Here is a 24422-nt window from a genome sequence, read left to right on the forward strand (position 1 = left end):
GTAAAACGGGTCGAACCGGGATAAGAGTGTCATACCGTATTCCAGGGCCATCAGCCACACAACACCGCCGCCCTGACCGGATCAATCGCCACCAATCCGGCCAGCAATGTCTCCCTGCGTTGGGCCGTCAGCGCCTTATCCTGTTCACTGCGTTGGGCTTTCATCCGCAGCAACTTAAGTTGCCGGGCTTTCACCTCAAACATCAGCGCCGGTTCCCACTCACTCAGAGCCAACGGCTCGCCGGCGTCCAGCTCCGCAAGCAGATACAACGCCATCTCATTTTTGCCGTACTGCTCCGCCACCCGCGCCATCAACAAGCGCTGGAGCCAGCGGGGACGCCCCCCCACGATCCCCGGTAATTGCCCCAGCCAGCGCAACGCCGCCTCAATACCTTCACTGTCCGCCCGTTGTAACGCCTCCGCTTCCCGCGCCAGGAGGTCATGCTCACCCGGTGCCGGCGGGGCGTCCGGTAACCCGTGGTCCTGAGCCGCCATCACGTCCCGCGCTATCCACTGACCGGTCACCTCATCGGCAAACGGTGTCCCGTCGTTATAGGCCAAATTCTCCAGCCCCGGCAGACGATCAAGCAGGATGTTCAGATCCTGTTTCACAATATCCGCCCAACTTTCATCAGGATAGCCCAATTGGCTTAACGCCTGACAGAGATACCACTGTAAATCGAGCCAAAAGTGGTTAACCCCTGCCGCGAACATCCGGTCGGCCTGCGCCAACAACTCACGCCAACTTTGTTGCCGGTAGAGCCGTTTCAGCCGCGCCCGGTATTCCGTACGAGGCGGCGCCAAACGGGTCAGTCCGGCGGTATCCTGCGGCGGTAACTGATGAACGGTATCCCAGCGCAGACTTTTCATCAGGCGATGACTGGATAACCACCCTTGCGGTTGATCACGCAGATAACGCGCCAGTTCACGCGCCTGTTCCAGCAAATCACGCCCGGACTGCACGGGCCGTACGCCGGGTGACGGCCCGTCACCGTTCGCCGACGCAGTTTGTGCGATAGTTTGCGGCACCACGGCGTCAACCCCGCCCGATTGGGCCAGACGGGTTTCCAGGGGGCCCGCCAGCCCGGCGAGGGTGGGACGAGCCGCCGCGTCCCAGCCGGCAAACACGTGTTCCAGTAACGCCAGCGCGGCCAGCACGCGTTCAAAATCGGCGCGATTCACTTCCGGGTAGCGGGATAAACTGGCCTGAACTTTGCCCCCGGTCAGCCACACCAGCGCCGCCTGACGGCGGCCTGCCCGATGGGGTAGCAAGGTTTCGCCAAAACGGTCCGCCAGCGCGGCTAACAACGTCAACCCCTCAGCCAGGCCGTTTTCACCCTCCTGATGCAGACGCGCCCAGACGTAATAGGTCGCCACGCGAACATCTTTGCAGCAGGTCGTCAGCAGTTTTTCCGCCAATTGACAGATAAGGGCCGTATCAATGCCACTGAGTTTATTGACCTCCTCACGCATGCGCTGAAAATCATCGTGATGCGCCGGATCCTCCCCGGTCGGCGCCTCCGCGCTAATGGGCAACAACCACGTCGTCCACCGTTCGGTCTGCTCTCGGGCGAGGGCCAACACATCACGCTCACCCAGACAGGTTGTTATCAATCGTTGCAACATGAGTCCTCCGTCAGGTCATCGTCATCGACCGGTGAGATGACCGGGTTATCACCCGGTGTCGTGTCAAAAATCTCTTTCGGCAGGGTAAATCCCCGCAGTTTCAGCAACGCCAGCGGCCCGCTGCCCATTTCCGTGCGTAATATCCAGGTCACCGGTAAACCGTCCGGCATAGTGAAGGTCAGCCGGTAACGGCTTTCATCCCACTTTTCTGCTTTCGCCCGCGCCAGCCAGCGAATGAGCCCCCAGGTTCCCGGATAATCACCGAACAGCCGCGCCCCGGCATTGACACTGGTCCAGGTCAGCATCACCCCCGGTTTATACGTCTCTCCCGGCCAGCGAAAACGCTGCCAGCTTTCCATCTGGTTGAAGTAACGCAATTTCTGCCCGTCTATCGTCAGGTCGGTTTCCACCACATCCCGCGCCGCGCGCGCCCGCAGTTCAAACCGCAGTCCCTGACTGCCGTCCGCAAACAGCACATCCGATAACTGACTGAGCTGATTCACCGCTTGCAGGAAACGCGGGTTAACCTGCAACCCCTGACCGTTCACGTTATCCGGCACCCAACGGTTACCCGCTTTATGCAGCACCCCGCCTAACTGGCGCGTCAAAAACTGCTCAATGCGCCCGGTGTCCGGGCGGATAAACTGCCCCAGCATCGGCAATGAAATGTCACTCTGCCCACCGGCAAACGGGTAGCGACCGGCAAAGGCGGTATTCCAGTTAGCCACGATGGCTGTCTGCCACTGTTCATTTAAACTTGCCGCTGCCGGTTTCAGTATTCCCTGCCATGCCTGATTTAACGGCTGTACGAACATCGTCTGACCGAAACCGCGCCATTGGTCACCCAAACCGGCCGCCAGCAGATTGCCGTAACCCTGGGTCTCCGTCAGGTCGGTGCTTTTGCCCTGAAACACCGTCTGCGCCAGCCTCCCCGCCCTCTCTGAGGGGTCGTCACTGGTGTTTATCTGTTGCAGTTTCAGCCGCACCTGAGTAACCCGGGTCAGGAAGGTTTGCAGGTTGAGGTTGCTGTCCGCCGTTATGACATCCGATGCCTTATTTTTCCCCATCAGCGCCAGTAACGGACCGAAAGTGCTGTCCATCGGTCCGTTCACGTCGCCAGCCTGTTGGTTAATCACCGGCACCGCCGTTTTATTCAGCAACGTCTTCGCGGATTTCACCCATACCTCCGATAACGCCGGCCCCTGCCGGCCGGTCTGCCCCTGATACGCCACGGTGTTCATCAACGCTATCAGCGGGGACTGACGCCCGTCCGCCATCAGGGTTAACTGGTCTGTCACCCCGGCCAGATTACGCGCTTTGTTCCAGCGCAGGCTGTTGAGAAAATCCTGCCAGGCCCCGGCAAAATCGGTAAAGTAACGCGCGGTCAGGCGGGCTTTCAGCGCTGCCGGTGAGACGGCGGCCGGGACGGCCTGACGGTTATCACTCAATACCCAGTCAATCGCTTCCTTGCGTGAAGCCACCGCGTTATCAATCGCTTTCTGTATCTGCCCTTCCCACGCCTGACGGGTAAACATCCCCGGCACCACGCGCGAGGTGGTAAACAACCGTTCCGCCTCGGTGTCGCCGGTCATTTGCCTTAAGGTCAGGTCGGCATAATCCGGCGCCACCGAGCGCAGCATCTGCTGGTAGAGCGTGGCTTCCGCATTGTGCCGCCCCATCTGCTCCAGCAATATCCGGCGCGCCTGACTGACCAACGCCGTGTCCGGCTGAATCCGCCATTCCGGATGGGCGGGCAGATTCTCCGCATAAAAAGCCCACAAATCCGGGGCCGCGCTCAACCACACGCCGGGGGCAATACCGGCCCGGGCCGGCTCGTTTTCACGGAGGACGCGGGTTAAAAACGCGGCCTCCGCTCTCGGTGGGGAGGCCATCATCAGATAGGCTTTAAGCTGGTCGTGAGCAGATTTTGCCCGGCGGGCCCGCTGCGGGCTGCCCGGGGGCAGATTCACCAGCGCGCTCAGTTTTTGATGCAGTATCGCCGCCGCCTTATCCCGTATCAGCCGGTTATTCATCTGGGTGTAGTACGGCAACACCGCCGTCAAGAGCGGCTGATTTTGACTCAAACCGAAACGCTGATACCAGGGCGCCCCATGTTCGACCCGATACTGTAACCGGCCCAGTTCATTACGCAGCGCCTTAAACGCCATCAACTGGGCGTCGGACGCCTCAGGACGGGCTTGCAAATCGGTCACCGCCGCGTTGACCGCCGCTATCTGGTCGCGGTTGGTCAAAAAAGAAAGCACGCTGCCCGCGCCCCACAACAAGGCCAGGGCCATCAGGCCGTGATAAACGTTGCGCTTCTGGCGCCATCCGACCCGTCTGCCGTGCCGGTGCCGACTGTCAGCTAATACCCCCTGCCAGGCGGCATCGGGCAGCCAGCTTTGCGGTCCTGCGTCCGGGGTCGCCGCCAGCGGCAGACTGAACATCAGGCCGCGCAGCGACACGACCTGAGCGTATTCCGCCAGCCACGGCGTCAACACCTTGCGCCAGTGGGCAATGCCTGTTTTCTCCAGCGTGGAGGCCAGCCGATACAAAAAATCATGGGCATTCTCGGCCAGCACCTGTTGCATGCCCTGCTGGCGCATCGGGTCAATCAACTGGCGCAGCTGGGTCTCCACCATCTCGGGGGTACAGCGTTCAGGCAAAAAGCACCCCACCGCCTGAGTCACCCGTCCTGCCTGTGACCAGAGACTGTGACACACCTGCCACAAATAGACGGGCGCTTGCCAGTGCAACTGTTGAGCCTGTTTCTGCAACATCCGCAGGGCCTTATCCATCCAGACCGGCTGCGCGCTTTGTTGTTCAGTCAGCGCCCAGACGATACCGTTGAGCGGACGGAAACGGCGCAAGCGACGCAGGGCCGCCAGTTGCGCGGCATCGGGTTCAGTGTGTAAACTGCCGCCCCACAACAAGAGCGTGCGATGGCCCTCCAGCCAGTGTTGCGTGGTCAGCCCCGGCGCGATGGCTTCCACCTGTTCAGGTTCGCCCACCAACAACAAGATACGGACCTTATACCACCAGAACATCCCGTAACGACGGTGCAAGCGATCGCCTAAATCACTGAGTATTGGCGCAGACTGGCTGAGGCGAATTTCAGCTTGTGCAGCCTCTGGCCGTAATGGTTGTTGCGCTTTATTCTGCCGTATATACTCCCATGCCGTGCTCCCCAATAAGCCTATCAATATGGCTGGGAAAAGCGTGGCATAGGCATACCACGCAAGGTTTAGTAACCCGTTGTCCTCAAGCACTGCCTGATTTAAATAAATCAGCAGAAAAAATATTCCGGCAAGACTCAGCGTAATTACAATATATCCCCGAAGGCCATAGTGATGATGATGACTCGCATTCATGGATGTAACTCCTTCGTCATTAAATAAAGTACAGCGTTACCCTCGGGTAATTGATTGATAATGATATGATCGCTATTTGTCAGGCCAGTGGCCTCGGTCAGCATGGCTGAGGTCAGAAACACAGACAACGGCCCCGGTGGACCAAAAGTATGGTCGATTAAATGAACAGGATTTTCCGGGACAAAATGGAATGGACTATCACGGCCCTCCATCATCAGTTCAGTCAGCACGTTTTGAGAAATCCCCGTCACCCAGAGGTGCTGCATACTGCTTTTGGCAATGCGGTTATACTCAAATAACATTCTGAAATCTTTCTTTATTTCCCCGGGTAACGATGGCAGCGCCCTTCCCATACCCGCCAGAACGTTTAACTTTTTCTGGGCGGCAAATGCCGTTGAGGAAAGTAACTGAGCAGACAAAAATTCGCTGTATGCTTCTTTACCTCCTTTGGCAGGCCAGCACTGGCAGGCGATAACCATTGTCAACCCCTCAAAAGCCGCCTTATCGTACAATGACGTGATTACCTCCCTGCTCTCTATTTGAGTGGGAACCAAACCCCACTGTTGTTGCACACACTCTTGATGATGAGACAAATCCATTGAAGGGACGTCAGCAAGATAAATGGTGCTCAAAAGCGAGCGATATCCGGGACACTGTTGCTCAAACTTATCATCAACTTTCGCCAATAACTGCCGGATATCCGTTGATGGCACAGACAGCGCCCGTCCGGCATCGGGAAAAGCCGGAATATCTTTCGGTTTACCCAACAAGGGGGCTATGCCCTGCGGTTCTGGTGTCAGAATAAAGTTGCCGACCACCGCCAATTGCTTTCTGCTCCATTGCTGCCACTGGAAACGGGTTTCGGCACTGGCGGCTTCCCAGGCTTGCGCCGCAGTACAAAATCGCTCATAGCGGTTTAGTACCGCACCGAATAACAGCATCCAGCCGAAAAAGGCCGGTAAGCTGCCATACAGTACGACCTGCAATAAATCGGGGGGTTCTCTCAGCGCAAGTGCCATACCTGTTCCTACCGCCAGCATCAGCAATAAAATCATCCCCCACACCCCATAACGCACCGGCGCCACGACACGAAGCCGGGGGATCTCTGGAATAGGCCAACTCATGACGACGACTCAACCTGGTGATGAGGCATTGAACTCAATACTCGACATCCACACTGGCAGCGACAATAATGCACCACTACAGCGCGGCCATTTTCCTGAACGGTATTATCCCCCTCAATAATGGGATTAATACCGTGCCCGTCTAACGGACAATTAATGAGATCACCCACCAAAGCGGCCTGTTTACCGTCGAAATACATTGTTGAAGAAGCGGTAATCACTTTTCCACCTCGATCGGTGGCATCACCTAAACAAACAATACCAGACATTGTGATATCCTCTATTGATTATCGAAATAACCCTAAATAAACCATCAGATATCAGGAGATAATATTTCATCCCGATATATCTCATTATTGACTTTAATCTTAAGGGCCCCATACCTTTAAAAACTGAATTAAAAGATAAATAAGCGGCCCACTCAATAACACCACTACAGGGATTAAGAACAGTAGGACTTTGTATTTCTTTCGCTTAATGCATTGAATCGTCCGATAAATGACATAACCATCAATAATCATGATGACCGGCCAGGCATAATAGAAAACAAGAAAAACACAGACTAATACCACATCCCAAAAATCAAATTTAACCCACCATGAATGCATTATTAAAAAAACCGACCTCTCACAGAAAGAATACCCCCGTCGCCAATAAAATCGGCAAACTCTTTTTTATCCAATTTTCACCACCTGTGCTATTTGATAATCGCTCGCAGGATAAACCCGAAAGCAATGTTATTATTAGTCGAATCCGCCGAAAATTAAAAAGCATCCGGCCTGACTCTGAGGGTCTGGCTAATCGCATCCCAGAACGCCACTATTTCATTCTGGCTATAAGCTGTCGGAGTCTCTTCATCATTGACCACCGTCAAATCAAAGACCGGTGTTTTCTTTCCGCCGGTTTTCTCATTTGCCAGTAACGTAAACTGATAACGCGGATCATCACTATCCGGCTGTAATCCCACCGCCAATAATTCCTCGGTATCCAGCCCATTAATTTTTCGCGCACCTTTACGAAAAATATCACCCCGGTACAGAAATGCTTTAATTTGGCCGATACGCTCCAGCATACTGTCTTTTTCACGGATATAGTTATTCGTTTGTATTCTCACATTCAAATAATTATCCGGGCCAGTTTTATATAATGTGCCGATATCTTCTTTATCCCTTTGATTATCTGTAATAAACGCATTGGAAATACAGCTTCCCGAAGTAGTCGGAATTTCCGTCTCTTCACGCCCCCGTACACGGGATAATAAATCCCTCAGTTCAGCCAGTTTCTCAGGTACTGTATTGGTATAAACTCTAGGAGCAATTTGTCGATCCTTGTCATAGCGTGCAGCGGAGCCATTTTTCGCTTCCATTTCTACTTTAATCGCCACTCCATTGCTATATAGATGGGCTTCTAATACCCGGACGACATCCGGTACACTTTGATTCTCCATACGTTCAAAAATAATCCCTTTCATCCCTTCGGGGACAGAGTAAATATTTTTTAAATAGGGCATATCAACGGGATATGACGTCTTCATCTGCCGTAATGCTTCTTCCCGTAATTGAATACGCTGTTCAAAGGCAGGTAAATAGATCCGTTGAGTTTCTACCCAATAATCGTTCACCCGGGAAGCATTCACCGTATCATGATAGTTTTCCGGTAAATCAACTAAATATCGACCGATACAACGGGTTTGCATATTTGCTAACATTTCCGTTGTCACTTTCTTTTCCTTTTCAGTTAAAACAGGATGATAAGGATCAGGTAAATACCATCGCCATAAGGCATAAATAGCCACACCAGCCAACAAAATAAGTAAGATATTTCTTTTATTCAATTTTTACCGCCCAGATAATCTTGATGATTTAACCTAAAGTACGTATCGGTATTTTCTTATCCTTTCCCACCCTGATTTTTAACCTTTATATCCCTATAAAGGATTTAATTTAAAACACATATTATCGGAGATTGAAAGCGCCGGGTCTGACTCTGAGGGTCTGGCTAATCGCATCCCAGAACGCCACTATTTCATTCTGGCTATAGGCTGTCGGTGTCTCTTCATCATTGACTATCGCCAAATTAAATACCGGTGTCCTTCTGCCCCCAGTTTTTTCATTGACCCGTAATGTAAACAGATAACGAGGATTATCATTGTTCGGTTGACGGCCCGACAGTAATAGCTCTTCGGTATCCTGCCCATTTATTTTCCGTATCCCTTTGCGCAAAACCTTCCCACGGGACAGCATTGCTTCAATTACGCCAAGGCGTTCCAGCATACTGTCTTTTTCACGGATAAAATTATTAGTACTCATTCTAACATTCAGGTAATTATCCGGGTTCGCTTTATACAATAAGCCTATATCTTCTTTATCCTTTTTATTATCGGCAATAAATGCATGAGGAATACAGTTTCCGGCGGTAGTGGGTATTTCCGTCTCTTTACGTCCCTGTATCCGGGATAATAAGTCTTTCAACTCTGCCAGTTTCGTTGGCACAGTATTGGTATAAACAGTCGGTTCAGTCTGCCTATCCTTGTCATAACGTGCCGCTGAACCATCCTTTGCTTTCATTTCCACTTTTATTGCCACGCCATTGCTATACAAATGGGCTTCCAATACCCGAACTACATCCGGTACACTTTGGTCCTCCATACGCTCGAAAATAATCCCCTGCATCCCCTGAGGTAAGCGGTAAATATTCTTTAGATAGGGCATATCAACGGGATATGACGTCTTCATCTGCCGTAACGCGTCTTCCCGTAATTGAATACGCTGTTCAAAGGCAGGCGGATAGAGCAGACGGGTTTCTACCCGATTATCGTTCACCCTAGCCGCCTCCACGGTATTGTTGTAGTTGGCTGGCAAATCAACCAGATACCGACCAATACAACGGGTTTGTAAGTTTGCTAATAATTTATCCACAGCTAATTGTTCCTTCTGATTTAACACAGTATGTGGGGGATAGGGCTGCAACCAGTGCCACCCCCCGTAAAACACCAGCGCAAGCAGGCTGGCAATTGCAATAACCAGTACTTTTTTTCTATTCATCAGGATAGGCCAGAGATGTTTGTTTAACAGATTGCGCTATTTTGATAATCGCTCGCAGGGTAAACCAACGGGTATCTTTGGTGTTATCCGTTTTATAAGCGCCTTCATGATCAACTTCTACGCCCAGTAACGAACACAAGCCACTGGCGGCAAACTTACCGCTTTCAACCGGCACAGTGCCATCGCCGGGCTGTTGCGGGTCTGCAATAGCAAAAGCTTTTAGATGACTATGATCATTGGGTTTGTTTGGTTCAGTGGAATACCCCACCATACGCGTCCCTGCAAGATGATTATTATACGGGTCGTATACCGGGCTATTAAATGCCAGCCCGGGGTCATCTCCCCGGTTAACCTGAGTACGCACTACCCAACGCACTACGCCATAAGAGCGGTATTTCATACTGTTACCATAAAAAGCATAGGTATTGTTGTGGTAACGGCCATTTAACCCTTCGATAAAAGGCCGGACTTTTGTCGATAACGTATCATGATATTTATCCCAGTCTGCCTGCATTATCGCCGGGTTTTGTTTCTCATTAGTCGGGTTAATCAGACGCTCTTCGCATAACCCCCACCATTTATCACGCTGCAAATAGATTTCTTTATAAGGATCACGTTTCGGTAAGGTATAGAGTGTCCTACCATCTTTAATTTGCAACCATCCGGTGCCATATCTCAGACCGGGCAATAACTGGAGTGGTCCCGGTGATTGCGCCATCACTGGAGTGAGCTGGGCACCATCTTTACCAATCACCAGCCCAACAATGCCATTTTCACCTGCTTTCATCCGTTTATAAGCCATTGGCGAGCCATAGGTTGGCATTACTCCGTGGACAATACCCAGAATGTCGTTGCGTTTCCCCAGTACTTCTGAACAGTGACGAGCGACCAATCCCCCCATTGAATGGGTCACCAAAATCACTTTCTCACAGGGCTGACCACGCTGTTTATAATCTTTCACAATTTTACCAATATAGTCAGCCAGATTTTTTGCCGACTCTACATTAGACTGAAGCCAGTTATACCCCATCGCATGGACTGGAAACTGATATTGATAACTCAACTTAATCTCATTTAACGAGAGCTTTTCTTCCCCCATCTCAGCCTGTAGATCCATCAACTCCAGTTGCTGTCGCAGTGTCTGCTTCCCCGTCTTATTCAACCGGTTGTGCAATAACTCATCCTGATCATCCAACGCCGCCTGAAGCCAGGACAGAAATTCACCGTAACTCATATAAGCTACCTGCCCCCAGCCCCGCTCTTTCCGTGAGGGAAATTTAGGGCCCTCTTTATCGTTATCATCCACCCTTCCCCGTGAATCAACTTCTGTATTCTCTGGGTCAAGCAACTTTTTTCGCGTCTCTGCGCCGTGTATCATCCACTCCCACAGGCTTCCAAGGCCATCGACATTCCAGACTGAATCACCATTTTCTGCTTGTAAGTTACTCCCCATCACCCCGGGCAAAAAAATCACCGGAATAACCCGGTTTGGCACCTTATAACAAATCGCTGTCAGGTTCTTTTCACTGGGCGCATTAACTAACGGGTAATACAGACTGCCATGCTCGTCATAAACAGGCTGAACAACAATTTTTTCTGATGAATCGGACATCATTACTCCTTACCTTCTTTTAAATAGAACTTCATTGCTTCCACCCCTAATTGCTGCTGTTTGGTCACCTTACCATCCGAGTCGGTTGTCGAAGGTTGCTGACTATTGTCCTGATTGTGTAAAAGGCTGCTTTGATAGTTCACCGGTGAATCATCAAAAGGCCAGAGCACCTGCGGTGTTATAGAAAAATCCGTTGTCTCACGTTGGGAAGCCATCTGATTAAAACTCTGCCCACCAAATTTTTGCCACACCGCCGCCCGCTGGATAATGTTATTGGGTGCTCCACTTTCCACTTGCCCGTTGCTAATACGGATATATCCCCCGCCACAGGCCAGCAAAATCTCCTCTTTGGCACTGATGATCACTTTGCCTTCATGACTGCTCACCGTGATGTCTTTCAACGCCTCCAGTCCCATCGCATCACCCTGCGCCTGAATATCTATCCGCCCTCGGCGGGCAAACAGTTTGATCCCCAGCTTTTCGGCAAACAGGCTGATAATCCCACCGGCAGCCACCGTGAATTTTTTCAGCACACTGAAATCGGTATTTTTCCCACTGGTGGCGATAATATTTTCCCCTGCGGAAAGCTGGAGATTTTTCGCCGTCGTCTGAGCAATACCCTCGGGTGCGGAAAGTAACAGCGCTGATTTTCTCAGTTCCGTCAACGTGTCACTCAATAACGCCTTCTGTTGCTGCAAATCCGCTAATTCAGCTTTGGCGGTTTCTGCCGCACCCCGTAATGCTTCGGTTAACGCCTGCGCCTGTTGTAACTGACTGATTGCCGCCTGCATTGCCAACACCGGCCCCTGGGCTTTGGGTTGCCCGTCTGTACTGATAAACAACCCTTTCCCGGCCCGGATCGCGCCCCAGTCATCGGTACGCAGCTCAAAGCCCTCACCCCGTTTCTCCGGGTGCGGTTGCTGGCTGTCCACCAGATGCCCCAGGTTGAGCTGGCTCTTACCGCCGTATTCAGTACTCAGTTTGATGTGTTCCCGACCGCGCTCGTCGTCCATCCGTAATTTGTTATTCGACGGGGTACGCAGGACGTTGCGTTTGTAGTTGCCCAGGGTGACGTGATCGGGGTGTTTCGAGTCATGCAGCGCATGAGCGATATAGGGCCGATCCGGGTCGCCCCCTTCAAACGCGATCGCCACTTCGGTACCTGCCAGTAACGGCCAGTGAAAACCGTAGGTGTCACCCGCATAGGGGCGAGCCAGACGCACCCACAGGCTTTCTCCCCCCAGCGGCCAGTCTGCCCGGTCAAAGTCAAACGCCACCCGGTACAACCCGTCTTTATCAATATCCCCGTACGGATCGTTCACGACCGTGCTGCTCACCCGGGCCGGCAAGGTGCCCGCTATCCGGGGTTTCGGGATCAATTCAGGCCGGAAACAGATGTTTTCCGCGTAGGGGATCGCCGTGAACGCCATTTCAAAACTGCGATCCCGGCGCGCGCTGCTGCGAATAGCGGTGATCACCGCCCCTTGACGGAACGCTGCCGGGGCCTCCCCCCTGACTTTCAACTCCTGGCCCGGCAACAGCGTCGCGGAAGTGGTTAACCCCCGCAGTTGAGTCTGCCGATTCAGGTAGCGCTCATGGCGCAGCCGGGAGTAGAACACCCCGCTTTCCACTTCCGGATCCAGCTCGTAACGGTTGCCCAGCACCCGGTAGTTATCCCGATAATGGTACGCTTCGCCGTACAGGGTCTCATCGCCCCGCGTCACATCCACCTCGGTATCCATACCGTACTGCGGCAGCGCGTCACGGTAATTATAATCGCGGGTCACCACTTTCCCTTCCACCACCTGATGCGCGGTTTCCATCCCCCACACCGCGTCCACCTCCCCGCCGTGCATCCCTGACGGAGGGCGGGCCGGCATACAGACATTCAACTGGTAGTAACGCTGATCGTCGTAAAACTCCACCACCTCAATTTTCAGCCGGTCGTCCGCGGTCAGTTTGTACCAGATCCCCACTTCCGCCAGCAGACGTTGCACAAAACGCAAGTCATCTTCGTCGTATTGCATCACCTGCTCCCGCTTCGGGTAGGTGTACGCCAGGGTGAATAAGAAATCCTGGCCGCGAAAACCGTGACGTTCACGCAGGATTTTTTCCACGATTTCCGGCACCGACATCTGCTGATAAATCGCGGTCTGGTGGCTTCTCGACAACAGGGCCAACCGCGGCTCCAGGGTCACGGCGTAATGGCTTTCATCCCGCGAGGTGGACAGCAGCTTAAATTCGCTGATCACGCCGTATAGCGTACGCAAGGGCGCCGGGGGCACGATTGGCATGCCCCGCCTCCCCGGATTAATCGCGGGCGACGTCAGGGTAAACGCGGCGTCCCGCATCAGCATCTGTGCCGGCTCGATATCCTTCACCGGGCTGGTGAATTCAATGGCGTAACGAAAAGGCCGGCTTAAGGCTTCCTGCCCGCTAAAGGCCACCACATCCAGCGGCGCGGTATTTTTCCACACGTTCAGTACGTAGCGGCTGTGATCAAAGATGATCGCCGGGGTAGCGTTGTTCATGACGCGCGCTCCGTTGGCTCTGTTTCAGTGAATGTCAGGGTGATCTCGCCGGTTTCATCGGCGCCCAATATCACCCCGCCCGGTTTATCGTGATGGGCCAGACGTTCCAGCAGCGCCTGCGATAACCCCGGCAAAATTTGTTGGTTGAGCAGGCTGTCGATATTACGGGCGCCGCTGTCCGGCAGCAGGCAGGCGCTGACCAGCGTGTCACGGAGGGCGCTTTCCACCTGACAGCTCAGGCCATAATGGGTATGGAGTCGCCGGGTCACCTGCCCCAGTTTGACGTCCACAATACGCCTGAGGGCCTCAGCCGGTAACGGGCGGTAAATCACCGTTTGAAAGCGGGCCAGCAGGGCAGGCTGGAAGTGATCCCGCAGCACAGGATACAACCGCTCATGCAGCGCGGCATTCGGGGCGTCAGGTTGTTGCGCCAGTAGCGCCATCAAGTGATCACTGCCCAGATTCGACGTCATCAATATCACGGTCTGACGAAAGTCGATCTCGCGCCCTTCGCCATCACGCATAAAACCGCGATCAAATACCTGATAGAACAAATTCAGCACGTCGCGATGGGCTTTTTCCACTTCATCCAACAGCACCACGCTGTAAGGACGTTGACGGACCGCTTCTGTCAGTATCCCGCCCTGACCGTATCCGACATAACCCGGCGGAGCCCCTTTCAACTGGGAAACCGTATGCGGCTCCTGATATTCCGACAGGTTGAGGGTGATCAGTGAACGTTCCCCGCCAAACAGGCTATCCGCCAAGGCCCGCGCGGTTTCAGTTTTCCCTACCCCACTTGGCCCAACCAACAAGAAAACCCCCAGTGGACCGTGTTCCGGCGTCAGACCGGTTTTGGCCGCCCGTAAACGTTGGGCAATGTCCCACAGCGCCGTCTCCTGACCGATCACCCGCTCGCCCACATGCTGTTCCAAATGCAGCAGGCCGGTTTGCTCGTCTTTCAATACGCTGCTTAACGGGATGCCCGTCCAGTCGGCAATCACTGTTGCCACGGTACGCGCATCCACATCCGGCGATAGCAAGGGCTGCCCCTGTTGCAGGGTTGCCAGTCGCTGTTGTAACGCGGCCAGTTCATCCTGCCGGCGGCTGTCCTGTCGGATCGCCAGTAACTGTTGCGTGAGCTGTTTTTCCTGTTGATACTGTTCATTCCGCTGTTGCTGTTGCCGACCCAGTTCATTGCGCAGCACAGCAATCTGCGCCAGACGGTCAGCGTGATGAGCCTGCCCCAACGTCATATCTTCCCGTATCGCCTGTTGCTCCATCTCAAGCGCGGTCAATTGGGTCTGGAGTTGCGTCAACGCCGCCGGTACGGTGTCCAAACTCATCCGCGCCCGCGCGCCGGCGGTATCGAGCAGATCCACCGCTTTATCCGGGAGCTGACGCCCAGCCAGGTAACGACGGGAGAGTGTCACCGCCGCCTGTACCGCACTATCAAGAATATGGACACCGTGGTGGCGGGCATAACGCGCTTTCAGCCCGCGCAACATCAGGCAAGCGGTTTCATCATCCGGCTCGTCAACGTTAATCCGCTGGAAACGGCGCTCCAGCGCCGCATCCTGTTCAAAATAGCGTTTGTACTCCGACCAGGTGGTCGCCGCGATAGTCCGCAATTCCCCCCGCGCCAACGCGGGTTTCAGTAAGTTAGCGGCGTCTGCGCCGCCCGCCTGATTACCGGCACCAATCAAGGTGTGGGCTTCATCAATAAACAGTAAGATGGGGGTGGACGATTGCCGGACAGCTTCAATCACGTTTTTCAGCCGTTGCTCAAATTCGCCTTTCACCCCGGCGCCCGCCTGCAACAGGCCCAGATCCAGCGCCCGGATACTGACCGTTTTCAAGCTAGCCGGGACATCGCCTTCGGCAATCCGCAGCGCCAGTCCTTCCACCAACGCGGTTTTCCCCACGCCCGGCTCACCCACCAGGATCGGGTTGTTTTTACGCCGGCGCGATAAGATGTCGATCATCTGGCGAATGTCATTATCACGGCCAAAGACCGGATCAATGCCGCCTTCAGCGGCGCGGGCGGTGATATCCAGCGTGAATTTATCCAATACGCTTTGCAAAGCCGGGGATAACACGTGAGGATTGGGCATGGGGTTATCTGCGGCGGTCTCCGCCAGGTCAACAGCCGATCCTGCCTCAGTCAAACGCGTCGTGACCTGCTTCTCCGGGCACTCGTCTGAGTGGCGATCCAACAGCGGGCGCAGACGTTGCAGTTGCGTCACGCTCAAGCTCAGTAACGGCCAGGCATCATGCGCATGCAACCAGTCCGGCTGACCGCGCAATGCCTGCAAAAGATGCGCCGAGCGAATAAATTCATTGCCCGCGTCCTGAGAAGCCACTTCCCAGGCGACCTGTAATAAATGCCACAGACGGTCTGACAACCGTGGGCGTTGATGATTGATGTTGTATGGCAGGCGATCCAGCGCAGCCAGGAGTGTCTGCCACAACGTATTCATATCCCACTGATAATGCCGGGCAATGACGGTAATATCGCCTTCCCCCATTTCAAGCAGCTTGAGCAACCAGTGTTCTACGGTAATTTCACTTTGTGCCCGTGTCCGGCAAAGTACAGCCGCTGCATCCAGCGCCTGTACGCAATAGGGATTTAACCGGCGAAGTAAAATGGCTGACGGATTTTCCATGACAGTTTTCTCCATCCTGTTCCTCTGTTGCTTCGGGTACGCTACCGCCCATAGCCGTATACCGAGGCCCATAAGGTCATGATGCTTCATGATTTCAGGTGTTTTTGTCCCAGGCGGGGCCAACGGCCCCACCCGCCTATCAATGATAAAAAATAAAAAAACAGCGGACGTTACGCCGTCGAACGTTCACTCCAGGAATCGGAGTGAATGACGTTGCCGTCTTTGTAAGTCCAGGTGATTTTTTCGTAGCGGAACTCAACGCGTTCCAGATGGTTGTGCTTCTCTTTGGCCGGATCTTTGATGTCATGCATCAGCGGCGCCACTTTCACCACCTTCACGTTATCCAGTTTGGTGTTGAAATATTCTTTCTCCTGACCGGCATCATCAATTTTGTACCACTTGATTTCCGCCGATTTCAGGGTCTGACCGCTGGTGACCGCCTTATACAGATACGGGGTCGAGGCATCGACCTCTTTGGTGAACACCAGCGGCGCGTGCACGCGGGTCCCGGTCAGCTTGCCGGTATTGTTGTCGGTCGGGATATACACATCATGTTCCAACGCCACAATTTCAATACTGCCTTCCCGGTCCTGAACATCCACCGACCCTTTGATGTCGGCACCGCCGTCATCTTTCAGCCACAAATAAGCGGGGATCGCCATAAGTTTACTCCTGTTGTTGTCTCAATGAGGTCGCCGGTATCGGCGACGTTGTTGCTGAAACGCCCGGCACCGTTTGCGGTCGCGGACAGGCGACCGCGTTCGGTATCAGACGGATTTCAACTCTGCGATTAGCGGCACGCCCTGCCGCGGTGGTATTCGTCGCGATCGGTCGCGTCGCCCCGTCGCCGTGTACGGCGAAGCAGGCAGGCGACAGCTCGCCGGTCTGTAACAGCCAGTCACGGACGGCTTCGGCCCGCGCCAGTGACAGGGCCTGGTTTTTCGCGGCATTACCGGTCGCATCGGTATGGCCGGTGATTAAAATCATCCGGCCCGGTTTAGCGCGGAGAGCGATCAACGCATTGATTAATCCCGGGGCCGAGCCGGGTTTCAGTGTCGCCCGTCCCACATCAAACAGGGCCGGGCTATTCAGGCTGATCGTCTGCGGTAACGCGGTCGTCACCGGTTTTTTTGCCTGATGTTCAGGGGAGTAACCGGCTATCGCCGCCTGTAACGGCAGACGTAATCGCGCCCCCTGATACAGCCCCAGTCCCAGATGCCACGGCACCCCGTGACGGTAATACTCTTCAAGACGACCGGCATCGGCCCGCAATACCGCCATCGCCTGCGCTTTGCCGCGCGCATCCGTCATGGCGACAGCCTGATAGTGCTGCCAGTCATCGTCCACCTGACGCAACCCTTGCCGGTTATGCCAGGCCGAGCAGCCCAGCGCGGTCATCCCCGCCAGCATAAACAGCCCCAATGCCCCCCTCAGCGCCCGCGGCCCGACGGTCTGCCATGATCTCACGGGGAACAGCGGCCATACCGGGTCCGGGAAGGGCAATACCGGCATCCCGGTCTCCGGTGAGCTGACCGGGTCACCGGCGTTGTTGAGCGCCGTTTTGGCTTGCAACCACTGTTGCCAGAGATGACCGGGTAACCGCTGCGGTAATGCCGGGACAAAGGTCAGCGCCATCGCCTGAGGCGGACACGGCGGCAGGCCGTCTTCGGGGGCCAGGCAAGCGGGTAATACGCACGCCCGCATCCAGTCAGCCCAGCCGGTCAGCTCAACCCCACACTGAAAACGGGCGCTCTGTTCCGCCACGCTGCCCTCGCCCAGCCAATCCGCCAGCGGCTGGCCTGAGACGCCCTTGCGCCAGACCGTGACGGTGTTCTGACCGGCCTGCCACGCAAACCACGGGGGATCAGGACGCTGGGACTCCCCGGCTAAGTAACCGGTCAGCACTAGCGGTAACGGGATACCCTGGCGACGACGCGCCTGAGAAAGCTGCCAGCGCAGTTCCCGCACCCACCCCGCCAGGGCCGTCTCATCCCGGTACTGTTGCGGGTTGATAACGGCCATCACGCTCAACTGGCCGCCCCAGGCGGGCCGGGCAGCCAGCAGGCTTGCCACCCCATCGGACAACGCGGTCCCTGACGGTAAACATAGCCAGTAGCCCTGCGGCGTCTGACGCCCCCGTTCATCACCAAACAGGCTGTCCTGGACGTGACCGCAAACCAGCACCACCGGGCGACGATCACCGTCCGGCGGCAGCCCTGCCGACAGGCAGTCGAGCTGTTCCCGTCGCCGGGATCGCCCGGTATAAAACAGTCCGACCGGCGTGAAGAGCAGGATAATAGCGCCCCCCACCCATCGGCCCGCCGGCGATAAGGGGAGCCAGACCAGACAGAGCGTTTCCCCGGGCGTCACGCGCCAGACGGGCAACGGGACAGGTGAGATACGGGCCGTTTTCCATCCCGTCAAAACGCAGCGACACGGCATAACGGGCCACCGCCATCGATTCCCGGCGGTCGCTGAACTCATCCTGTACCGGCACCCACGCCTGCCGGTAACGCGCCGGACGGTCCGCCTGTTCATCGGGTTTCAGGCAATTACCGCCATGGGCATACAAATGCGGCAAGGCCAGCAAGACGGTGACCTGTTGCGTCTCTGCCGGCAGCGCCGTCGCCAGTTCCAGCACCGGCGGCAGATCATCTGCCCGATCGGTGTCAATCAGCGATCCGTCAGCAAAGCGCACGCACAGGTGATCGGCTTTCAACTGCCCCAGCGCCAGGGTGTCTTTATCAAACACCGCGGTCAGCACTCCCCAGGGATGTCTCAGCCCCAGACGGGCAACACATTCATGGGTATACGCCTCCCAGCGGGCCTGTTGCTGAAACTGTTGGGGCGACAAGCAGGCGCCCGTCACCCAGAGCGGACGATCAATTTTCATGTGGCTACCCCTTGGCTTTCGGCATCTGAGCAACCAGCGACAGATTGACGTCCAGTCCTTCCACCTGAAAATGGGGCACCGCGTACAACCGGACCCGGAAGAAACCGGGGTTGTCGTCAATATCTTCAACCGTGACACGCGCTTCGCGCAACGGGTAAGAAGCCTGCACATCATCAGCAGGATCGGTCATTTCGGTCACCAGGGTGTTGATCCAGTTGTTCAACTCAATTTCGAGCAGACGCCGGTCCTTGGTGGTGCCGATGTTCTCCCGCTGGATGAGCTTCAGATAGTGGGCAATGCGCGACAGCAGAAAGATATAGGGCAGACGCGCATTGATCCGGCTGTTGGCCGTGGCGGCATGCGTGTCGTACAACGCCGGTTTTTGCGCGGAGTTGGCCGAAAAGAAACAGGCATAGTCGCGGTTTTTGTAGTACGAGAGCGGCATAAACCCCAGATTGGCAAATTCAAACTCGCGGGTTTCCGGGATCATCACTTCTGACGGAATTTTAACCTGATTACCGGTCCCCAGATCGTAGAGATGGATCGGTAAATCGGTGACGGCGCCCCCCGCCTTCGGCCCGCGTATCTGCACGCACCAGCCATTGCTGACAAAGCTCCTGACCAGGTTGGCGGCAAACGCGAACGCCGCGCTGGTCCACAAATATTTATGGTGATCCGGCCCGGCGACCGCTTCGACATAGTTAAACGTGCGGACCGGCACCGTATCCGGGCCGTAGGGCAGACGCCCCAACACCCGCGGCATCGTCAGGCCGATATAGCGGGCATCGTCACTGTCGCGGAACGCCTGCCACTTAATGTATTCAGCGCGGTCGAAGTAGCTGCCGAGGTCTTTAATCGCCGCCACGTCTTCCATGGTTTTTTTACCAAAAAAAGCCGGTCCGACCGCGCCGATGAAAGGCATATGCGCCGCGGCCGATACGCTGGCGATATTGCGTAATAAGGCAATATCCTGCGGGCCGGCATCAAATTCGTAATCGGCAATCACCGCGCCGACAGGTTCGCCGCCCGGCGCGTCGTATTCCTGAAGGTAAGTGTGGTGATAGAAACCACTTTGGATAATTTCCGGCGCGTCATCAAAATCCTGCCGTAAATCTTCCCTGGACACATCCAGGACTTCGATTCTGACGTTTTGACGAAAATCCGTCCGGTCAACCAAAAATTTCAGGCCGCGCCAGGCCGATTCGATGCGCTGGAATTCGGGATGATGCATCACCTCATCCAACTGACGGCTGATTTGGCTGTCCAGCTCACCGATATGGTGGTCCAGCAAGGTTTTGTCCAGCCGCTCGACTTTTTGCGCTGACGCGTTCAGCAGATTGAGAAAAACCCGGACGGCGGCGGTCACCCGCTCATCCGCCGTGACATCCGCCAGCGCGTCACTATGTTGAAAAAATTCAATGTCGCTCAGCTGCTCGACCGGCTGTAAGTGGATTTTTTCAAACAATGACTGATAAACACTGCCTTCAGCGCAGGGTGTGGTGGCCGCCGCCGCGGCCTGTTCTTGTCCCGTCATTCATTTCTCCTGACTAAAATACCGTTATCATCCGATAGTTTTTGGCGCTAATGCCGCCAGTTCAGTACGCAGTTCATCACTGAGGGCCGCGTCTTTGAGAATGCGCTCAAATTCACGGCGAAACGTGCTGTTGTCCAATAAATTGGATTTCAAATCGCGCAGTAAATTACGCATCGAAAGCAGCGCCCGCAGTGGGGGAATTTGGCGGGCCACGTGCTCAGGATCGAAATCCTTTATTTGCCGGAAAGTGAGGGCGATATTTTCTTCGTCGCCATTTTCAGTCAGGGTATTTTTCACCGTCAGATTAACGGCGGGGCTGAATTCCGCCATCACGCTGTCAAAATTGTTTTTATTAATAGACACTTTTTCTCTTTCCGAGAGCGGACGCTGTTCCCGCCCATGACTGTAATCGCCCATCACCAATAATTTCAGCGGCAACTCCACTTTTTTTTGCGCGCCGCCGGTATGCAAATCCAATTTAATATTTACCCGCGCTTTGGGGATTTCATTTTGAAAACTCTGGGCCATCATCGGCTCCTCAGTAATAAAAAAGAACGCCGGGCATGAGGGGCATGCCCGATAAATTTCAGGAACGAAAAACGGATTCAGCTATTTCAGAGCAGGCAGTTAACCGGACAGTAAATAAGAGAAAACCGACAAGATCCGCCGCAATAAATAAAGCCATTTATCGGGTAGATCATTTCCTAACCAAGGCGATTCTCTAAACAGTGTTATCTAAAATCAAGACATTTTTTATCCTATCGCACTTTTTGCACAAGATAAATCGGTCATAAAAACCTTTCTAAAACCTAAAAAGAAGACAATATATAAACCTAACCTAAACGACATGACATTTTCTTGCAAAAAAGATGGCGTTTATTTTCATAAAATGATAGCGACTTATCTGTTTTGTTATCATTAGGGGTATTCAGCACACTATAGAACGGTGATATTTTTTAAATTTAGACTATTTTTCAATTCATTAAATAATAAATAAACCGTGCTTGATTGGACGGGTGAAAAAGAGAATGGTTATCAGTCAGATTATGCGAATGAGAATAAATTTAATTAAGTGGCGTCATATTGATGATATTATGAAATAACTCGCTTATTCATTATAGCTTTTATAGGATAATGCGGCTGGAAATGAGGAAGTCCTATTCTATGCGATAGTCCGGGATATTTTTTTGGACTATTTTTAATGGCATGAAAGTTATTGAAGGGGGTGTTCCTGAAATAGGGAGCCGAAGTCCGGGGAAAATGCAATGATTGATGATGGATACGATGATTTATTTTCGGGTATTCCGTCTTCACATTCATGTCCCGGAGACGCGGGGCCATTTAAGTCAACGACAGGTGTTATAAAACACCGCTGAATGCCGATAATCAAAATGACTTATGTCCGCGTAGTCGCTGCGTGTTTACTTGATGCTCTCTGTATAGCTTCAGATAAAGACCTTTGTTCATGAAATGAGGGGGGATGACCTTCCCAAATGCGGGTCGTCCACTCCCGCCTGGCACCACTATCTTCATTTCTAAGCTGCCTGTACGGCAGTGCACATTCAAGCAGTGGTTTATATGCAAGTTATCCATTTCTAAGCTGCCTGTACGGCAGTGCACATTGCTTCTGCATTGTTTCGTTGTAATGAGCATTTCTAAGCTGCCTGTACGGCAGTGCACGTTTGTGATCGCTCTCTTACTTAGCCGCAATTTTCTAAGCTGCCTGTACGGCAGTGCACATGTAAAAACACGGGAGTGACTGGCGATCAGGTTTCTAAGCTGCCTGTACGGCAGTGCACTGTTACATATTAACTCCAACTCACTGACTATCAAAGAATATATTTATCAAAAGCAAAAAAAACCTTTTTTATGAGACAGGTTAAATTTCATTAAAAATCAATGAATTATAGTTGGTCGTTAAAAAAGGGTAAAATTTAGGTCCGGGGAAATATCATTTTTTCAGTTACATTTTACCCTTTACAGCCAACATGCTTGTCCATCAACAAGCAAAATTCCCATATCCTAGAGTACTTCTATATTCTGGCTATCAAGCGTATTTTTGTTCAGCCATTACGCCGCTCTCACTATGTAATTAAATGCTACGTTGCGGGGGCGGTTCTCCGAAGCGACAGGAACAACCCTTGACGTATCGAACCCAAAACCGTATGCAGTGTATACAGTATCCGGGGTAAAATGACCTACCGATTTGGGATTACCATCTGTAGCCACGCCAAAAGTTGCACTAGCATAACAAGCCCCTTTTGTTGCCAGATGGTAACCATTTGTTATCGCACCGGGAAATGAGCCTTCAATATTTCTGATGGCATCCCCCTGATGAGTTAAAACTCCACGGCCACTATCAATACCTCTACCATCATCCCATCCGCGGATAAATTCGCCTCTTAAATCAGGCAATCTGCCGTCAGGATAAGCTTCCGCCAACTTCGGATACTGCAATCTATTAAATGCTGAACCATTACAAGTGAAATAACCGAATGGTGGATGAGGTAACGGCCACGGAATAGGAGAACCAACCGGAATTTCATTGGCTGTTTTAATCCGGTTATCTATCTCCTCGCGGGTATATTCACGTAATGAATTTATGACTTCCTGAACAAGCTTTTGTGTAACCGCCAATGTGTTGCTATCGCCAATCACATTTGTAAGCTGAACAACGCCCTTTTGTGTTAATGAAGCACTGGGAATGTCTGTTGTAATTTTTTGCTCTAGCGCTTTATTTAATTGAGTGGTGAGTTTGGCTATGTTTCCATCATCCAGAACATCATTGCCAGATCGTGTCGCGATAAAATCAGCCACGACAGATGATATGGTTGATGCTTGACGTAATACCTTATTTAACAAGTGAGTGGGAACATTATCTGGTGTAAATCCAGTCTTCAAACTTTGGTTTTCTTCATATTTTTCTTGATTTACCACATTCGCATTATCACCAATAGAAAAAGCCTTAAAATCATTCTTATAACTCATGTACTTTCTCCTGAAATTAAATAATGTTATTTTATAATCAATATATTGAATTATTGTAAAAACAATCCCTCTTGCAATTCACGCCAATCAAGTCTAGTTCAGAAAAAGAATAATGTAGTGTTCTTATTACTTATAAGGTTAATTATTTTTATATCATTTCTAGCAATAAATAGTTCAACATTAGAAACCACATCCATAAATTTATCTATTAATCAGAGTTGGCAACAATTGAAATTGTGTCTGTGTTTACTGGATTTACGTCATTTGCACTTGACGGTGGCTTTTTCTTGGGATTCACCTGTATTTCGTCAACAAAATTTCACATAGCTAGGTTTGCCAAATTGATCTATACCCTATGGATTTCAAGATGGATCGCGACGGCAAGGGAGTGAATCCCCGGGAGCATAGATAACTATGTGACTGGGGTGAGCGAGTGCAGCCAACAAAGAGGCAACTTGAAAGATAACGGGTATATTTGGCTAAATTCAACATTTTTAATATAATCCATGTCTGAAAAACGATACGGCTAGTCAGTGCAAGGTATTGATAAAAAAATGAACAAGGTGTTATCACATAAAAAAGAGCTAAGCCATTTAAAAGCATGTTTACTCAGCGAAGTTATCTGTTCGCGGACATCGTTTTCTTGGTTCAAAACAATCCATCGAGCCCTTAAATGCCCAGACCGCAGGTTCTATTTCTGGTGGAGAATTGCTAATTATTTATACAGGACAAATAAAGCCAAGAAAATCTCAATTCGTATCAATAGAAATTTAAGAAATAAATATGGATGCGATTTAGGATTAGGCTCCTATATAGGAAAAAATTTACGTATATCTCATTATGTTGGCATTGTTATTTCCCGCACTTGCATTATTGGTGATAATTTTCATATTTTACAAAATACAACCATTGGCGTTCTTAATGAAGATATTCAAGGGAAAATAAGTATATACCCTATGGATTTCAAGTTGCATCGCGACGGCAAGGGAACGAATCCCCGGGAACATAGATAACTATGTGACCGGGGTGAGTGA

Annotated in this window: 18 protein-coding genes and 1 CRISPR repeat array; of the genes, 3 read left to right on the forward strand and 15 right to left on the reverse strand. The window is 52.5% G+C overall.

Annotated elements, in window-relative coordinates:
* Positions 1–50: 50 nt before the first annotated feature.
* The 14 genes from tssA to tssB form a co-directional block, all read right to left on the reverse strand.
* Positions 51–1625 (reverse strand): type VI secretion system protein TssA, encoded by a 1575-nt coding sequence (gene tssA / locus AAC155_RS16880; RefSeq protein ID WP_113043425.1) that lies wholly within the window; start codon positions 1623–1625, stop codon positions 51–53.
* Positions 1610–4996: an ImcF-related family protein gene (locus tag AAC155_RS16885; protein ID WP_113043426.1), complete on the reverse strand. Its 3387-nt coding sequence runs from the start codon at positions 4994–4996 to the stop codon at positions 1610–1612. Before AAC155_RS16885 ends, tssA begins: the two co-directional genes overlap by 16 nt.
* Positions 4993–6120: a hypothetical protein gene (locus tag AAC155_RS16890; RefSeq protein WP_113043427.1), complete on the reverse strand. Its 1128-nt coding sequence runs from the start codon at positions 6118–6120 to the stop codon at positions 4993–4995. The genes AAC155_RS16885 and AAC155_RS16890 overlap by 4 nt, the downstream gene beginning before the upstream one ends.
* Complete coding sequence (locus AAC155_RS16895; RefSeq protein ID WP_113043428.1) at positions 6117–6389, reverse strand: PAAR domain-containing protein; 273 nt, start codon at positions 6387–6389, stop codon at positions 6117–6119. Before AAC155_RS16895 ends, AAC155_RS16890 begins: the two co-directional genes overlap by 4 nt.
* A gap of 494 nt (positions 6390–6883) precedes the next feature.
* Positions 6884–7954: a T6SS immunity protein Tli4 family protein gene (locus tag AAC155_RS16900; RefSeq protein WP_113043430.1), complete on the reverse strand. Its 1071-nt coding sequence runs from the start codon at positions 7952–7954 to the stop codon at positions 6884–6886.
* Between the two features lie 121 nt (positions 7955–8075).
* Positions 8076–9164 (reverse strand): T6SS immunity protein Tli4 family protein, encoded by a 1089-nt coding sequence (locus tag AAC155_RS16905; RefSeq protein WP_113043431.1) that lies wholly within the window; start codon positions 9162–9164, stop codon positions 8076–8078.
* A complete protein-coding gene (locus tag AAC155_RS16910; RefSeq protein ID WP_113043432.1) occupies positions 9157–10776 on the reverse strand; it encodes an esterase/lipase family protein in 1620 nt (539 codons plus the stop codon). Before AAC155_RS16910 ends, AAC155_RS16905 begins: the two co-directional genes overlap by 8 nt.
* Positions 10777–10778: 2 nt before the next feature.
* The gene (locus tag AAC155_RS16915) at positions 10779–13307 is read right to left on the reverse strand and encodes a type VI secretion system Vgr family protein (RefSeq protein ID WP_113043433.1); all 2529 of its coding nucleotides are present in this window, start codon (positions 13305–13307) and stop codon (positions 10779–10781) included.
* Complete coding sequence (gene tssH, locus AAC155_RS16920) at positions 13304–15973, reverse strand: type VI secretion system ATPase TssH (protein ID WP_113043470.1); 2670 nt, start codon at positions 15971–15973, stop codon at positions 13304–13306. Before tssH ends, AAC155_RS16915 begins: the two co-directional genes overlap by 4 nt.
* 170 nt (positions 15974–16143) lie before the next feature.
* The gene (locus AAC155_RS16925; protein ID WP_113043434.1) at positions 16144–16635 is read right to left on the reverse strand and encodes an Hcp family type VI secretion system effector; all 492 of its coding nucleotides are present in this window, start codon (positions 16633–16635) and stop codon (positions 16144–16146) included.
* Positions 16636–16639: 4 nt separating this feature from the next.
* The gene (locus AAC155_RS16930) at positions 16640–17995 is read right to left on the reverse strand and encodes an OmpA family protein (RefSeq protein ID WP_240002849.1); all 1356 of its coding nucleotides are present in this window, start codon (positions 17993–17995) and stop codon (positions 16640–16642) included.
* Between the two features lie 175 nt (positions 17996–18170).
* A complete protein-coding gene (gene tssK, locus AAC155_RS16935; RefSeq protein ID WP_229015635.1) occupies positions 18171–18866 on the reverse strand; it encodes a type VI secretion system baseplate subunit TssK in 696 nt (231 codons plus the stop codon).
* Positions 18867–18870: 4 nt separating this feature from the next.
* Positions 18871–20400 (reverse strand): type VI secretion system contractile sheath large subunit, encoded by a 1530-nt coding sequence (gene tssC / locus AAC155_RS16940; protein ID WP_113043436.1) that lies wholly within the window; start codon positions 20398–20400, stop codon positions 18871–18873.
* Positions 20401–20427: 27 nt separating this feature from the next.
* Positions 20428–20931: a type VI secretion system contractile sheath small subunit gene (gene tssB, locus AAC155_RS16945; protein ID WP_113043437.1), complete on the reverse strand. Its 504-nt coding sequence runs from the start codon at positions 20929–20931 to the stop codon at positions 20428–20430.
* A gap of 41 nt (positions 20932–20972) precedes the next feature.
* Between tssB and AAC155_RS16950 the strand changes: the two genes are divergently transcribed.
* Positions 20973–21125 carry a hypothetical protein gene (locus tag AAC155_RS16950; RefSeq protein ID WP_158536587.1) on the forward strand — a complete coding sequence of 51 codons (153 nt, stop codon included), beginning with the start codon at positions 20973–20975 and terminating at the stop codon, positions 21123–21125.
* Positions 21126–21932: 807 nt separating this feature from the next.
* Positions 21933–22199: direct repeats of the CRISPR family, unit length 28 nt; unit sequence TTTCTAAGCTGCCTGTACGGCAGTGCAC.
* A gap of 271 nt (positions 22200–22470) precedes the next feature.
* Here the strand turns inward: AAC155_RS16950 and AAC155_RS16955 are convergent.
* Positions 22471–23388, reverse strand: a complete 918-nt coding sequence (locus tag AAC155_RS16955) for a phage tail protein (RefSeq protein WP_113043438.1) — start codon at positions 23386–23388, stop codon at positions 22471–22473.
* Positions 23389–23624: 236 nt separating this feature from the next.
* Between AAC155_RS16955 and AAC155_RS16960 the strand changes: the two genes are divergently transcribed.
* Both AAC155_RS16960 and AAC155_RS16965 read left to right on the forward strand, forming a co-directional pair.
* Complete coding sequence (locus tag AAC155_RS16960) at positions 23625–23780, forward strand: hypothetical protein (protein ID WP_158536588.1); 156 nt, start codon at positions 23625–23627, stop codon at positions 23778–23780.
* Between the two features lie 141 nt (positions 23781–23921).
* The gene (locus AAC155_RS16965) at positions 23922–24401 is read left to right on the forward strand and encodes a serine acetyltransferase (protein ID WP_191214932.1); all 480 of its coding nucleotides are present in this window, start codon (positions 23922–23924) and stop codon (positions 24399–24401) included.
* Positions 24402–24422 lie beyond the last annotated feature (21 nt).

It is taken from the genome of Photorhabdus sp. HUG-39 (genome assembly GCF_963878365.1).
In the GTDB taxonomy this organism is placed as follows: Bacteria; Pseudomonadota; Gammaproteobacteria; order Enterobacterales; family Enterobacteriaceae; genus Photorhabdus; species Photorhabdus kayaii.